Origin of the sequence: Rothia sp. HMSC066G02 (assembly GCF_001813145.1) — a bacterium.
Classification (GTDB): Bacteria; Actinomycetota; Actinomycetes; order Actinomycetales; family Micrococcaceae; genus Rothia.
In genome coordinates this window covers 14,979-29,842 of record NZ_KV811584.1, presented here as the reverse complement: position 1 = coordinate 29,842, position 14,864 = coordinate 14,979, and the positions used below count along the sequence as shown (strand labels likewise).

11 protein-coding genes, 1 tRNA gene and 1 riboswitch are annotated in these 14,864 nt (G+C 60.6%); of the genes, 8 read left to right on the top strand and 4 right to left on the bottom strand.

Translation table 11 applies throughout. The annotated features are described in order from the left end of the window. The first annotated feature begins 83 nt into the window (after positions 1-83). From HMPREF2894_RS02450 to HMPREF2894_RS02440, 3 genes are all read left to right on the top strand, one after another. Positions 84-833 (top strand): DUF3027 domain-containing protein, encoded by a 750-nt coding sequence (locus HMPREF2894_RS02450; RefSeq protein ID WP_070677669.1) that lies wholly within the window; start codon positions 84-86, stop codon positions 831-833. 209 nt (positions 834-1,042) lie between these two features. Further along, positions 1,043-1,747: an iron-dependent transcriptional repressor DtxR gene (locus HMPREF2894_RS02445; protein WP_044142303.1), complete on the top strand. Its 705-nt coding sequence runs from the start codon at positions 1,043-1,045 to the stop codon at positions 1,745-1,747. A gap of 608 nt (positions 1,748-2,355) precedes the next feature. After that, positions 2,356-2,515: riboswitch (cyclic di-AMP (ydaO/yuaA leader) on the top strand. Beyond that, positions 2,516-3,205 (top strand): C40 family peptidase, encoded by a 690-nt coding sequence (locus HMPREF2894_RS02440; protein ID WP_070677667.1) that lies wholly within the window; start codon positions 2,516-2,518, stop codon positions 3,203-3,205. It begins immediately after the preceding riboswitch. A 167-nt stretch (positions 3,206-3,372) separates the two neighbouring features. Here the strand turns inward: HMPREF2894_RS02440 and HMPREF2894_RS02435 are convergent, their stop codons facing one another. After that, a complete protein-coding gene (locus HMPREF2894_RS02435; RefSeq protein ID WP_070677665.1) occupies positions 3,373-4,368 on the bottom strand; it encodes a DUF4031 domain-containing protein in 996 nt (331 codons plus the stop codon). A gap of 119 nt (positions 4,369-4,487) precedes the next feature. On the opposite strand from HMPREF2894_RS02435, the gene HMPREF2894_RS02430 reads away from it, so the two are divergent. The 5 genes from HMPREF2894_RS02430 to HMPREF2894_RS02410 all read left to right on the top strand — a co-directional run bounded on the left by HMPREF2894_RS02430 (position 4,488) and on the right by HMPREF2894_RS02410 (position 11,580). After that, positions 4,488-4,560 (top strand) — tRNA-Arg (locus HMPREF2894_RS02430). 179 nt (positions 4,561-4,739) lie between these two features. Next, the gene (locus HMPREF2894_RS02425) at positions 4,740-7,712 is read left to right on the top strand and encodes a UvrD-helicase domain-containing protein (protein ID WP_070677664.1); all 2,973 of its coding nucleotides are present in this window, start codon (positions 4,740-4,742) and stop codon (positions 7,710-7,712) included. Between the two features lie 459 nt (positions 7,713-8,171). Continuing rightward, a complete protein-coding gene (gene sucC, locus HMPREF2894_RS02420; protein ID WP_005504561.1) occupies positions 8,172-9,338 on the top strand; it encodes an ADP-forming succinate--CoA ligase subunit beta in 1,167 nt (388 codons plus the stop codon). A 29-nt stretch (positions 9,339-9,367) separates the two neighbouring features. After that, the gene (sucD, locus tag HMPREF2894_RS02415) at positions 9,368-10,285 is read left to right on the top strand and encodes a succinate--CoA ligase subunit alpha (RefSeq protein ID WP_049340934.1); all 918 of its coding nucleotides are present in this window, start codon (positions 9,368-9,370) and stop codon (positions 10,283-10,285) included. Between the two features lie 368 nt (positions 10,286-10,653). After that, positions 10,654-11,580, top strand: coding sequence for a hypothetical protein (locus tag HMPREF2894_RS02410; protein WP_049340935.1), 927 nt, complete (start codon positions 10,654-10,656; stop codon positions 11,578-11,580). Between the two features lie 163 nt (positions 11,581-11,743). Here the strand turns inward: HMPREF2894_RS02410 and HMPREF2894_RS02405 are convergent, their stop codons facing one another. The 3 genes from HMPREF2894_RS02405 to HMPREF2894_RS02395 all read right to left on the bottom strand — a co-directional run bounded on the left by HMPREF2894_RS02405 (position 11,744) and on the right by HMPREF2894_RS02395 (position 14,864). Further along, positions 11,744-12,958, bottom strand: a complete 1,215-nt coding sequence (locus tag HMPREF2894_RS02405) for a VIT1/CCC1 transporter family protein (protein WP_049353233.1) — start codon at positions 12,956-12,958, stop codon at positions 11,744-11,746. A gap of 374 nt (positions 12,959-13,332) precedes the next feature. Continuing rightward, positions 13,333-13,830 carry a DNA starvation/stationary phase protection protein Dps gene (dps, locus tag HMPREF2894_RS02400; protein ID WP_049353234.1) on the bottom strand — a complete coding sequence of 166 codons (498 nt, stop codon included), beginning with the start codon at positions 13,828-13,830 and terminating at the stop codon, positions 13,333-13,335. Between the two features lie 377 nt (positions 13,831-14,207). Next, positions 14,208-14,864: an HAD family hydrolase gene (locus HMPREF2894_RS02395; protein WP_049340938.1), complete on the bottom strand. Its 657-nt coding sequence runs from the start codon at positions 14,862-14,864 to the stop codon at positions 14,208-14,210.

The window sequence follows — 14,864 nt, the reverse complement described above, 5'->3', positions numbered from 1 at the left end:
GTTTGAGACCCAAATTCACAGCGTATGTGAAGCTTGGGGTGGGCGCCACACTGTTTGCGCACGCGAGATGCTTTAATAGGGGTATGTCTGAACAGGTTATTGAACTGCTCCCCGAAACTACGCCCGCTACTGACGCGCCCGCAGAGTCCGTTGCGCCTTCTGCCGCGCCTGAGAGCACCGATGAGGGTAGCGCTGTACCTGCTGAGACTCAGCCCTCCGTGAACGCTGAGGAGACTGAGGCGGCTGATACGCCCGCTGAGGAGTCTGCCTCCGAGGAATCTGCTGCCGAAGAAACCGCACAGAACGAAGACTCCACCCCCGACCCCTTCACCCCGCTGGATGAAGAGGTGGGCGCCCCCTCCCTGGGCGTTCCGCACAAGCTGCGCCGCACCTCCAAGGTGGATGAGATTCTTGCCGCCGCCAAGGATGTGGCGTTGCAGGGCGTTCAGGAAATCGCCCCGGCACACGCTATCGGCCTGGTGCATCACGTGCGCGCCGAGGAAGAGCGTCTAAGCACTCACCTTTTCGAGTGCACCCTGCCCGGTTACCGCGGCTGGTTCTGGTTCGCGACCCTCTCACGTGCGCCTCGCTCCCGCGTGGCAACGATCTGCGAGGTGGGCCTGCTGCCCGGCGACGACGCACTGATTGCGCCGGATTGGGTGCCGTGGGCTGACCGCGTTCGCCCGGAAGACCTGGAGGAGAACGCCGCGCAGGAGAACGCAGAGTCTGCTGAAACCGCTGAGGCAGAGGAGTCTGCTGAGCTTGCAGAGAACAAAGCGGAAGAGAACGAATCTGCCGTGGAAGAAACCGCTGAGGCTGAGTCCGCAGAGTAAGCCTACCGTCTACTCCTCTTAATAAGGGGTGGGTTAGCAAAAGCGTATATATAAGGTGTCTTGAGTCGTCCAATGAGTTTTCATTGGACGACTCAATGACTTAAGCCGTGGCAAAAGCCGCTGAAAAAGTACATAATAGATTATTGAATTAAGTAACGACTTAGGCAGTGCTATCTAAGTACTGTTGCGGTGATAGCTGGGAGAGATATATGACAGACCTCATCGATACCACAGAGATGTATTTGCGCACCATCCTCGAACTGGAGGAAGAGGGCATCGTCCCCATGCGTGCGCGCATCGCTGAACGACTCGAGCACTCCGGCCCGACCGTTTCCCAGACTGTGGCACGCATGGAGAAGCACGGCCTGCTCACCGTTGAGCCGGACCGCCACCTCGAACTGACCGAGGAAGGCCGCCACAAGGCGGTCGAGGTGATGCGTAAGCACCGCCTGGCTGAGCGCCTGCTCTCCGACATTATTGGTCTGGAACTTGAGTACGTGCATGAAGAGGCATGCCGCTGGGAGCACGTCATGAGTGACAAGGTGGAGAAGCGCATCCTGGAGATGCTTAAGGACCCCAAGTTCTCCCCGTACGGTAACGCTATCCCCGGCCTGGAGGATCTGGGTCACACTAGCGAGAAGAACGACGAGCGTACCGTGCCCATGTCCCTGGCGGCACGCGACTCTGGTCCCGAGGACCGTTTCACTATCTCTCGCTTCCCTGAGTCCATTCAGACTGACATTGAGTTGCTGAAGCTGCTGGCTGACGCAGGTATTGTCTACGGCGCTTCGGTGTCCGTGGTTGCTGGCCAGGACGATGACGTGATTGTTCACGCTGACGGTGAAGAGGACACCCTCTCCCTGGATATGGACGTGGCAAACGCAATCGTGGTCAAGCGCGGCGGCAACCTCTAAGCTCTAAATTCTGAGAATCCGCTAACCCAGTTCACGCTAAACGGTGGTATCGCCTTCCTTAGTGGAGGCGGTGCCGCCGTTTTTGTGCGCGTGTTAGGGCTACTCGGTCTTGCGGGGAGGTTTTGGGGAGCTGAGGTGCCTGGTGGGTGGGGTATTTCAGAGTTTGGTCATGTGCGCGGGCGCATATACTCCTCTCTCAGGGTTTTAGCAACTGCGCTTGAGTGCATTTTTCGGATTTTTCGCTTAAATCTAAGGTTGAAACTGAGGGAAACGCCGATGTTTGAGCAATCTCTGGGAGTGGACACTTAAGAGATAAGGGTCATTTTTAAGAGTTTTGAACCCTGTCCTTAAGGGGTGATGGCGCATTAAAAGCGAATGTGCATCCTTGTGAAACACCTAGTCAAGAGCCTTAAGCGGTAGCTATTGGTTCCATTGAGAGGGGGTCAAATGCCTGGAGTGCCAAGTTTTCCCCTCAGGGTGAAAGTCCAAAATTTAAGCCCGAATGAAGTGACAACTGGGAGTTTTCTGTGTATTCTCGTTTCTGTGCCCAAATCCTCATCGTAAGAGGGCACCGTCGAAGCGGTTCCGCTGAGTTCTGCCAACGCTTCGATGTACGTCTACCCAATATGGCAGAAGCGGGGGACCCAATCCCCAAGCTGGGATACGGCATCTCAATCGAGAAGCCTCGGGGCTAAGTCACTTCGGTGGCCGAGCGAATCCATGCTCGAGCCCGACAGCTCACCTCGTCAGGCAATGGAGGAATTACCAATGGCTAAGAAGATCGTACGTACCGCAGGTGCAACCCTCGCAGCAGGCGCAATCCTGCTCGGCTCGACCGTTCCCGCGAACGCATTCGCACAGATCCCCGCTGCGGCTGATCTGTCCTACGACTACACCAACTACGAGTTCGACTACACCAGCTACAACACCCCTGCAACCACCTACGTTGCACCCCAGGCTCAGGCACAGCAGACCTACGTTGCTCCCGCAGCAGCAGAGGCACCCGCTGCACCCGCAGTTGAGACCTCCTACGTAGCACCCCAGGCTGAGGCACAGCAGGCTTACGTTGCACCCGTTGCAGCTCCGGCACCCGCAGCTTCCTCCGCTTCCACCGGTAACGCATCCCGCGACGCAATCGTTGCAACCGCAATGAGCGGCCTGGGCGGCGCATACGTTTGGGGCGGCAAGACCTTCGGTGCATGGGACTGCTCCGGCTTCACCTCTTGGGTTTTCGCTCAGCACGGCATCAAGCTGACCGCTTTCACCTACGCAATGAAGAACGAGCTGCGCCCGACCGCTAACCCCCAGCCCGGCGACATCGTCTTCCAGAACGGCTACAGCCACGTTGGTATCTACCTGGGCGACGGCAAGATGATCTCCGCTCTGAACCCCACCAACGGTACCCTGGTGCACCCCACCTCCTGGATGTCCGTTGACGGCTACTACACCGCTCTCTAAGCCTTAGCGCATAAGAGCTGGGTCTAGTCCAACATACTTCTCAAAAGGCGCCTACCCCGCACGGGGTGGGCGCCTTTTGCGTACCCGAGAGATTCCACGAAAATACCGCCGAGAACGCACCTTAGTATGGGCGCATTCTCGGCGGTATGTGTTTTAGGTGTATACGGCTAGGATGCGAGAGCCTGCAGAAGCCCCTGCGGGTCCTGAGCCCACTCGCTGAGCTCTGCCTGCAGATTAGCCCGCGCGGGCTCCTCCCAGAGCTGCAGACCCTCCTCGGAGAGGAAGATGCGCTTACGCCCCAGGATCAAACGCAGGAAGGTCATGCGACCGGCACGGAATGCCTCATCGTCAAAATGGGAGTACTCGCTACGCACCCCGCGCAGGTAGCGGCGGTAGCGTGCCGAATCAGCCGCCAGGATAGCCATATCGGCATCGAGGAAAAACTGAATATCCGCTGGCTCATAGCCCGCCGGTAGATCGGCAGACTCGGGCAGCTTGTGGGTTGCCGTGGCACGCACCAGAAGGCTCACCATCTGCAGCTCGTCACCACTGAGCAGGCCCGCGGTAACCAGCGGCTCCAGGGAGATGTTCGCCAGCTGCTCGCTACGGCGCTCATCCTCACCCGGCGCGCCCTCGTACACCGCGTCGTGGAACCACGCCGCCAGAACCAACGCCAGGGGAGTAGAACCCTGCGTGCGGTATGCGTAGAGGCGGTCCAGATCAGTGAGCATCTGCGAAAGGTGCCCGCTGTGGTGGTAGGCGCGGTGCGGCTGCTCCCACGCCTGCAACAGGCTCTCACCCAGCTCCGCGACCTGTTGCTGGAATGTAGCGGGAGCCTTCTCGAGGCGGGGTGCAAACGCCGCCTCCCAGGCGCGAAGCAGGCGCGGGCGAATCTTCTCGGGGCGTTCCTTTAGGGGAATCCGCAGACCGCTGGCAATGAGCGTGCGAGTCAGCTGCGCGCCGCTGAGCTCCTTCGCGCCCGCCCGTACTAGATCCTCGTAGAGGTGCGCCGGAACGTCGTAGTGGTCGCGGTCGAAGGCGCGTTCACTGATGCCCGCTGCTGCGGCGAACTCGTGCAGTTCCGCCAGGGATGCATCGGAGATGAGGTGCGAGAAGACGGTGCCGTGCGCGGGCCAGGTGGGCGGGTCAATGTAGATGCTCATTCGTACATTGTAGGAGCGGTTCTGCCGCCGGGTGCGGGTGTCCTCAAGCGGTGAACACAGGGCGGTGAACACGGGCTGTGCGGACCCTTGGTGCGGGGTGCTTTATACTGGATAGGTACGCCCTCGTAGCTCAGGGGATAGAGCACTTCTCTCCTAAAGAAGGTGTCGGACGTTCGAATCGTCTCGGGGGCACACAGAACCGGCATTCACCCCGGTACAAGAAACCGCCCGTCGCTTGCATTAGCAGGCGCGGGCGGTTTTCTTATCTTTGCTCGAATGAGAGGGCGGCGGATGACCGAAAGGGTGGGAGCTGCGGAGCAAATGCGGTAGCATGGAATATCGAACGTGTATTCTAGGCAGCGAGGTAGACGATGAGCGACAAGCCCGAACAGCAGAAGCAGCCCTTCACCGAACAGGACGGCCTGTTCGCCGCCGAACTCGTCACCCCCGCAGCACCGGTAGACCCTGCACCAGTGGACGAGCCGCCCTTCGACCCCTACTACGACGTACCCCCTGCCGAGGACGACTACTACGCCCCTCCCACGGACGCCGCAGTGATGGATGCTCCGGTGATGGAGGCGCCCGCACAGGACGTACCCGCCGCCCTGCCTGCCGGCATGCCCGCCTACGGTGCCCCTGCTAATAGTGTGCCCGTTCCTGTACCCGGCGCACCCGCAGCCTTCACCGCCGCAGACCCGCTCGGCGACTTCATGCCACCCGCCTACCGCGTCGGCGGCTACGGTGAGGACTTCGACCCCGCTGACCCCTACGGCGAACGCACCCACAGCCTCAACGCCGTGGACCCCGCCTCCCTCACCGCCGGGCTCAATGAACGCCAGGAAGAGGCCGTGCTGCACTCCGGCTCGCCCCTGCTCATCGTCGCGGGTGCGGGCTCCGGCAAGACCCGCGTGCTGACCCACCGCATCGCCTACCTGCTCGCAACCCACCGCGCGACCCCCGGCCAGATTCTCGCCATCACCTTCACCAACAAGGCTGCCGCCGAAATGCGTGAACGTATCGAGGCGCTGGTCGGCCCGCGCGCCAAGCACATGTGGATTTCGACCTTCCACAGCTTCTGCGTGCGCGTGCTGCGCCGTGAGGCCGCCGCGCTGGGTCTGAAGTCCACCTTCACCATCTACGATTCGACCGACTCGCAGCGCCTGCTGAGCCTCATCATCAAAGAGCTCAACCTGGACACCAAGAAGTTCACCGCCAAGGCAGTGGGCAACCGCATCTCCGCGCTGAAGAACGAGCTGGTCAGTGCCGAAGCTTATGCATCCCGCGTGGCAAGCGATAACCCGTACGAGAAGACCGTCTCGCAGATTTACACCGTCTACACGCAGCGTCTGCGCGCCGCCAACTCCCTCGACTTTGACGACCTGATCGGCCGCACCGTCTTCCTTCTGAAGAAGTTCCCCGAAATCGCGAACTACTACCGCCGCAAGTTCCGCCACATCCTCGTGGACGAGTACCAGGACACCAACCACGCCCAGTACCAGCTGGTGCGTGAACTGGTCGGCGCCCACACGAAGGCGCCTGCTGACCGCGGCCCCTACCCGGATGCGGTGCCCCCTGCCGAGCTGACCGTGGTGGGTGACTCCGACCAGTCCATTTACGCCTTCCGCGGTGCGGATATCCGCAATATTACGGACTTCGAGAAGGACTACCCGAACGCCCACACCATTCTGCTCGAGCAGAACTACCGCTCCACGCAGAACATCCTCTCGGCGGCGAACGCGGTCATTGAACGCAATCCCGACCGCCGCCCCAAGAAGCTGTGGACCGCCTCCGGCGCGGGTGCGAAGATTATCGGTTACGTCGCCGAATCCGAGCACGCCGAGGCACGCTTCATCACCCGTGAAATTGACCGCCTTGCCGATGAGCACGGCGTGCAGCCCGGTGACGTCGCAATCTTCTACCGCACCAACGCGCAGTCCCGAACCCTCGAGGACATGCTCATGCGTGCCGGCCTGCCCTACCGCGTGGTCGGCGGTACCCGCTTCTACGAGCGTAAGGAAATCAAGGACGCGCTCGCCTACCTGCGCGCCCTGAGCAACCCCGATGACGACGTGAACGTGCGCCGCATCCTGAATGAGCCCAAGCGCGGTATCGGTGCCAAGTCTGAGTCCGTGGTGGCGGAGTACGCGAGTGCGAACCGCATCTCCTTCTACGCCGCCGCACGCCAGGCAGCCGATATTCCCGGCCTGGGTGCCGCCGCGGTGAAGAAGTACGCCGAGTTCGTTCGCCTCATGGACGACCTGGCGCAGATTGCCCGCACCGAACCCGCCGCAACCTGCCTGGAAGCGGTCCTGGAGCAGACCGGGTACCTGGCGGCTCTGCGCGCCTCTAAGGACATTCAGGACGAATCGCGCGTGGAGAACCTCTCCGAGCTACTTGACGCCATGGTCGAGTTCGAGACCGAGAACCCCGGCGCCGACCTGGAGCAGTTCCTCGAACACGTGGCTCTGGTCGCCGACGCCGACTCAATCCCGAACCGCCCCGCCAGCGCGGAGGGTGAGAACGCCTCTGCCGCACAGATTGCGGCCGAAGCCGCTGAGGCGAAGGCGCAGGGCATGGTCACCCTCATGACCCTGCACACCGCCAAGGGCCTGGAGTTCCCCGTGGTGTTCCTGACCGGCATGGAGCACGGCCTGTTCCCGCATCAGCGTGCCCTGACCGATGAGAAGGAAATGAGCGAGGAACGCCGCCTGGCGTACGTGGGTCTGACCCGCGCCATGGAGCGCCTGTACCTGACCCGCTCGGAAACCCGCACCATGTGGGGTAAGAGCCAGTTCAACCCGCCCTCGCCCTTCCTGGAGGAAATCCCGGAGGAGCTGATTGACTGGAAGCGTACCGCCGGTTTTTCGGGCTTTGGTGCCTCCGGTATGGGTGCGTACGGCGCTCGCGGCGGCGGTTCCTATGGCGGCAGCTCCTACGGCAACTCGTACGGTGGCGGCTATTCGGGTGGTTCCCGTTCCGGCTACGGTGGCTATTCGGGCGGCTATGGCTCGGGTGGTTACAGCGTCGGTAGCTCGCGCGGCTCTTACGACCCCTACGAGTCTCGCCCCGCACGCCGCTCTGAGCCGTCCACCGCGGATATTAACGGCTCGGCAAGCTACGGGCTGGCGGCGGCCACCTCGAAGGTGACGAACCGTTCCCGCGTGCACCAGAGCAAGGAAATCCCGACCCTGGCGGTTGGCGATACCGTGCGTCACACCAGGTTCGGTGAGGGCCGCGTGCTCGCCGTTGAGGGTAGCGGCGATAAGACCGTGGCGAAGGTCCGCTTCGGTTCGGAAGAGAAGCGTCTGCTGTTGCGTTACGCGCCGCTGGAGAAAGTGAGCTAGCGCGCCGGGAGCGAGAACCTGATAAAGCCGATGGAAGGGCGGGTACCTGAGGGTGCCCGCCTCTCTTTTGTGCGCTGTACCGGGCGTGTTGTCCGCCTGCTGAGAAGGTGGCCGGGGCTTTGCAGAGCACGGCGGTAAACGCCGCATGTTCGCCGGTATTTCGCGGCGGATGGGGGAGTGCGAGTTCGGGTTAGTTGCCCGGTACACACCCTTTGGGTAGAACATACCCAAAATATTTGTGAGCTGAGTCGCTAAAATCTCAGATTTGGGGCTCTGTGAGTGCGAGCTCACGCCGAATCCGATAGAGTAGAGACGAGAGAAATTCCCCGCGTCAATGATGCGTGTGCGCCGGGTGCGAGAGACCCCTATCGCACCGTACTGACCACACGGGGGAACCTCCTCTAATGACCAGGCCGAGTGCACCAGTACTCGGCACCACTTCGAAGAAGAAGGACACCTGTGGACCTTTTCGAATACCAGGCGCGCGAGCTCTTCGCAAAGCACGGTGTACCCGTGCTCAAGGGCATTGTTGCGACCACCCCTGAAGAAGCAAAGGCAGCAGCTGAGGAAATTGGCGGCCTGACCGTCATTAAGGCTCAGGTTAAGACCGGCGGCCGCGGTAAGGCTGGCGGCGTTAAGCTCGCAAAGTCCCCCGAAGAAGCTTACGAGCACGCTAAGGCAATTCTCGGCATGGACATCAAGGGCCACACCGTTCACCGCGTGCTGGTCGCTGACGGCGCAGACATCGCCGAAGAATACTACTTCTCCCTCCTGCTGGACCGTGCAAACCGCTCCTACCTGGCAATGTGCTCGGTAGAAGGCGGTATGGAAATTGAGCAGCTCGCTGCTGAGCGCCCCGAGGCACTGGCAAAGATCGAGGTTGACCCGCTGGTTGGCCTGGACCAGGCTAAGGCTGAGGAAATTGCTAAGGCAGCAGGTTTCTCCGCAGAACTGCAGGAGAAGGTTGTTCCCGTTCTCGTTAAGCTGGGCGAAGTCTACACCAAGGAAGACGCAACCCTGGTTGAGGTTAACCCCCTCGTTCTGACCCCCGAGGGCACCATCCTCGCCCTGGACGGCAAGGTCTCCCTGGACGACAACGCAGAATTCCGCCAGCCCGAGCACGAGGCTCTCGTGGACAAGTCCGCTGAGAACCCGCTGGAAGCTAAGGCAAAGCAGTTCGACCTGAACTACGTGAAGCTGGACGGCGAGGTCGGCATCGTTGGTAACGGTGCAGGTCTGGTTATGTCCACCCTGGACGTCGTTGCATACGCTGGTGAGAACCACGGCAACGTCAAGCCCGCAAACTTCCTTGATATTGGTGGCGGCGCGTCCGCTGAGGTTATGGCTGCTGGTCTGGAAATCATTCTGGGCGACGAGCAGGTCAAGAGCGTTTTCGTGAACGTCTTCGGCGGCATCACCGCATGTGACGCAGTGGCAGACGGCATTGTGAAGGCTCTGGAGATTCTGGGCGACGCAGCAACCAAGCCCCTGGTTGTGCGCCTGGACGGCAACAACGTTGCTGAGGGTCGCCGCATCCTCTCCGAGGCGAACCACCCGCTGGTTGTTCTGGCTGAGACCATGGACTCCGGCGCCGACAAGGCAGCAGAGCTCGCTCACAAGGCGTAATCGCCAGCAAAGGATTTCAAGGAAGTAATATGTCTATCTTTGTGAACAAGGACTCCAAGGTCATCGTTCAGGGCATCACCGGTGGCGAGGGTACCAAGCACACCGCACGCATGCTCGCAGCAGGCACCAACATTGTGGGCGGCGTGAACGCTCGCAAGGCTGGTACCACCGTCACCCACAAGGCGAAGGACGGCTCCGACATCGAGCTGGACGTCTTCGGTTCCGTAGCTGAGGCTATGGAGAAGACCGGCGCGAACGTCTCCATCGTCTTCGTTCCCCCGGCCTTCACCAAGGCAGCAGTTCTCGAGGCTATCGAGGCTAAGATCGGCCTCGTCGTCGTCATCACCGAGGGCGTTCCGGTTCAGGACTCCGCAGAGTTCTGGGCAGCTGCTAAGGCATCCGTGGACGAGAACGGCAAGCAGATCACCCGTATCATTGGCCCCAACTGCCCCGGCATCATCTCCCCCGAGGAGTGCCTGGTTGGTATTATCCCGGCGAACATCACCGGCAAGGGCAAGATTGGTCTGGTTTCCAAGTCCGGTACCCTGACCTACCAGCTGATGTACGAACTGTCCGACATTGGTTTCACCACCGCTATCGGTATTGGTGGCGACCCCATCATCGGCACCACCCACATCGACGCTCTGGAAGCTTTCGAAGCTGACCCCGAGACCGAAGCAATCGTCATGATTGGTGAGATCGGTGGTGACGCTGAGGAGCGTGCTGCAGAGTACATCAAGGCAAACGTGACCAAGCCCGTCGTTGGTTACATTGCGGGCTTCACCGCTCCCGAGGGTAAGACCATGGGCCACGCAGGCGCTATCGTCTCCGGTTCCTCCGGTACCGCTCAGGCGAAGAAGGAAGCTCTGGAAGCAGCAGGCGTGAAGGTCGGTAAGACCCCCTCCGAGGCTGCAAACCTGATGCGCGAAATCTTCGCAGCGAAGTAAACAGCATAGTATTGCGGCAGATGCCGGTAGTCCATGAGGCTACCGGCATCTGTGCTTTAACCGGGAACTCAACAGAGACAGCGCGTTGGAAAATACTGGAGGCGCTGGGGATGCGCCGGGGGGGGGGGAAAAAAAGAGGAAGGTTGAGCCGCTCCAGCTGTCGAGCAGTGCTGGGATTTGAGGGTGCTTTTGAGGTGTTTGAACCATAGCGGTAGAACTTGCGACAGAAAGTAAGATTGTGCACATCCGCCCTAATTAAGGTGCAGATATAACCTCAACCTTTGTATACTGGAGTGCATTGAGCCTAGTCAGAACCATTCTGAGCGGCTCTAAGAAACACCAAACACTCACAGGAGATCACTACACTCATGACTCAGCCCATCTCTCGCCGCACCATCGCAAAGGCAGGCGTCTGGTCCGCACCCGTCGTCGCAGCCTCCGCAGCAGTACCTGCCTACGCCGCATCCAAGGAAACCCCCGGCGTGCAGTACGGCGTGTACGTCAGCGTGCAGAACAACGGCGGCTACGTCGGCTACGCATCCTCCAACAACACCGGCACCATCAACCCGGCAAGCCCCGAGGCACACTTCACTGCCTCCGGCACCCCCGACTCCGACATCAACTGGGACGACGCAACCTCCAAGCCCAAGAGCGCAACCTACGTCAACGGCGAAGGTAAGTTCACCCCCGTCACCAACTCCCAGACCGGCGCAAACGGCGCATACATGTCCTCCAGCGGCTTCTGGTGGTCCGTACCGACCAAGGACACCGCAACCGGCACCGGCTACATCCCCGGCAGCAGCGTCACCCTCGCAGCTGGCGCAACCTTCGTAACCGAGGTTGAGTACACCGTCGCCGCCAGCGCACAGTCGCTCCTTAAGCTCGGTAAGATCAACGGTCAGGCATGGGCCCCCTCCGGTCGCAAGCTGACCGGTAAGACCACCGAACTGGTAGCCTCCGCAGGCCAGGCAAAGTACCTGTCCGTCGCGCAGACCGCCGGCACCTGGACCGCAGAAGTACCGACCGTCACCAAAAACTCTGACGGCACCTACACCTTCAAGGGTCGTATCGTCTACACCACCAGCAAGGCGTACACCATGAAGCAGTCCGGCACCAAGTACTACAGCCAGACCAACTTCATGCCGGCGCAGCTGCGCTTCCCGGCAAACGACGGCTGGGTTTCGTACAAGCAGACCTCCAGCGTGCAGGTCGCAAACCTGACCTACTCCGGCAACGGCGCGAGCGGTTCGGAGAGCGTTTCCGGTCAGGCCACCACCGCGGAGATTCACCCGTAATAGATCAACCCCTCATGCAGGGTAAGAACATATAGAAAACCCCCGGCGGATACACTGAATGTATCCACCGGGGATTTCTGCATCCGAATAGTTCTCAAACGCTTGAAAACAAATTCCAGAGCGGCTATATACACTTGTCGAGAGCTTATTGGGGGTGTTGTAACTAGCCGACCGTCGTGCCGAACGCCAGACCCAGCAGGTAGGTCACGAACGCAGCGCCAAAGCCAATTAGAATCTGACGAACACCGCGCTTGAGCGGGGAAGCACCCGAAAGCAGGCCCACCACGCCGCCGGTGAAGCCCAGCGCCGCACCCACAAACAGCAGAGACAGCACCATCGCGAACACACCCGACAAGCCAAAGATATAGGGCAGAATCGGAACCAGCGCACCCGAAGCGAAGAACGCAAACGAAGCAGCGGCGGCACCAATATCGGTACCCAAAGCCACATTCTCCTCACGATCCTCATCCTCGCGGTGAGACAGCGACGGATCACAGTCACAATCCATGTAGCCGAAACGCTCCATCGCACGGTGATGCGCCGCCTCCGGCTCCATACCGCGGGCACGGTAAATGAGCTCCAGCTCGTTAGCGTCCAGATCCAAATCACCCGCCACACGCAGGGTCACCCGGGTCGGCTGGGATGCATCCAGCAGCTCACGCTGAGAACGCACCGACACGAACTCACCCGCCGCCATCGACAGCGCACCAGCCAGCAGGCCCGCAATACCCGAGAGCAGAACCATCGAGCTGGACGCGCCCGATGCGGTAATACCCATAATCAGCGCCAGATTCGAGACCAAACCGTCATTAGCGCCAAAGACCGCCGCACGGAAATTACCCGAAAGCTTCTCGCGACCATTAGTCGCCAGGGCGCGAATAATTTCCTCGTGAATTGCCTCGTCAGCCGCCATTTCCTCGGTAGCGTCTGGATCCTCAGCGTAGGGGGAGCGGGACTCGGCGCGCTGAGCCATCGCCAGAATAAACACCGAACCGAAGTTCTTCGCCAAGAACTGCAACACCAGAGATTGCATGGACGGGCGCACGTGCACATTCGCGTGCTCACCGAGCATGTCACGCCAATGCTGCTGGTGACGCTTCTCCGCCTCAGCAACCTGCAGAAGGATTTCGCGGTCGGTGCCCTCGGCACGGCGAGCCAGGTAGCGGTAGATGCGCGCCTCCGACTCTTCATCAGCCAGGTAGCGGCGCCAACGCTTAATCTGCGCGGGGGAGGGGGAAGTAACCGCACTGTGGCGGGTCGGCTTGTGCTCGGTTGCCTCAGCTGCGGTCCTTTCGGCCTCGGCCGCGTCAGCTTGAAGCTTCTCGGTCTGCTCGCCGTACGTGTCTTCGCCGTGCTCGTTCGGGGCGTGCGTGCTCATATCTCTCTTTCCGCCGGATGCGGGTCGCGCCGGGTATCTCCCGGGCGCGCAATCATGCGTTCGATCTGTGTGTTCTGAGTTGATCAGTGAACCACTGTAGAGCACTTCGAACAGAAAATCTAGGACGGCCTAACCCGGTGTTAATGTTCGCCTCAACGTACTTTGTGATACCGCACGGACGAGGACTCAAGTGCCGGGAAAGGTAAAAGTGGTTGGGAGTAAGCGGGGTAGCTTCGAGCATAAAAAGCCGGGCGGGTGCACCCTCCATAAGGAGAGCGCACCCGCCCGGCTTGTGACTCTAAAAGCTAACGCCTATATAACTTGCCGCCATAGGTAGGCTGCAGTTTAGAGGCTACAACTTAGATGGTTGCGGCTTAGATGTTGCCTTCGCCGTTCTCCAGGAACGCACGGATGAACCACTGGAACTTCTCCAGCTCGGCGGTCTGACCGATCAGCAGGTCCTCGGTGACGGGGTCGGACTCACCGGCAAAAGCAATTGCCTTGCGGTGATCCTTGATCACACGGGTGTACACGTCGTTCAGGGCGTGCAGGTGGTCAGCAACGCGTGCGCGGCCGACGGGGTAGTCCTCGACGGTGCGCTGTGCGACCAGTGCGCCAGCCAGGCCGTTGGGGGTTGCGCCCAGGGTTGCCATGCGCTCTGCGATGGCGTCGACGAACTCGCGGACGGTGTCGACCTGGGGGTCAATCATTTCGTGAACGGCGATGAAGCCGGGGCCGGTCACGTTCCAGTGAGCGTGCTTCAGCAGCAGGTGCAGGTCGTTCAGGTCGTGCAGACGTGCCTGGAGAACCTCGGAAATGCCCTTGCCTTCTTCGATGGTCAGGCCGGGTGCGGTGTAGTTTGCGAATGCCATGATGGTCTCCTTCATGATGCTGTGATGCTTGTGGTCCGGTGGGATTTGTCGCCCCGCCGAACCGTTATTATGAGTAAACCATTTTAAGGAACCATTGTCAAGGTTATTTTGAGTAATTCGTAATAAATTGTCATCTATGTGTCGCGCCGCACTTAAAAGCTCCTGCCCAAAAGTCCCTGCTCAAAAGGCGCTATTCAAAAGCTCCTGCCCAAACGTGCCAGCCCCAAATGCCCGCGTGGCTCACCGCCCAAGCACGCACAAAGGGTGGGACGCGCGGTATCTCATATCGTGCATCCCACCCTTTATGGTGAAGTGTATTCAGTTTTCTACAGGGCCTCTAGCCTTTCTGCAGAGCTTTCCGCGCGCGAATCGGGCGGCTACGCCAGCGCGCGAACCGCCTCCAGAGTCAGCTCCTCATGCTTGAGGCGCGCGGTGCCCAGCTCCGCCGGAACCTCCAGCTCGCCCGGCACAACAATGACACGCATACCCGCCGCGGTCGCACTGCGCACGCCCGACGGGGAGTCCTCAAGAGCCACGCACTGAGTCGGATCAACACCAAGACGCTCCGCCGCCAAAAGATAGGGCTGCGGGTCCGGCTTGGGGTTGGTGGTCTCATCGTTGCCAATAACCACCGAGAACGTGCCCTCGGGTGCCGCGTTTGCGGTGCGGCGAGCCACGGAGGTGGTTGCGTTTGTGACGATGGCGGCCGGAATCTGTGCATCGTGAACCTCCGAGAGGAAACGCTCAATGCCAGGAAGGAACTCGACCGGCTGCTGCGCCAGGGCCTCGCGCACCTTCGCCACCAGTCGATCGTTAATCTCCTCGTCCGGCAGGTTCACGCCGCGCTCGCGCAGGCGATCCAGGGTGAACTGCATGGATAGGCCCAGGCAGTCGAGGGTGTCCTGCTCGGTCCAGGTGCCGCCAAATTCTGCGGTGAGAGCAACCTTTGCGGCAGCCCATACGGGTTCGGTATCGACGAGGGTTCCGTCGTGGTCGAAGAGAATGGCGGCGGGGAAGGTGTTCGTAGTCGTCAT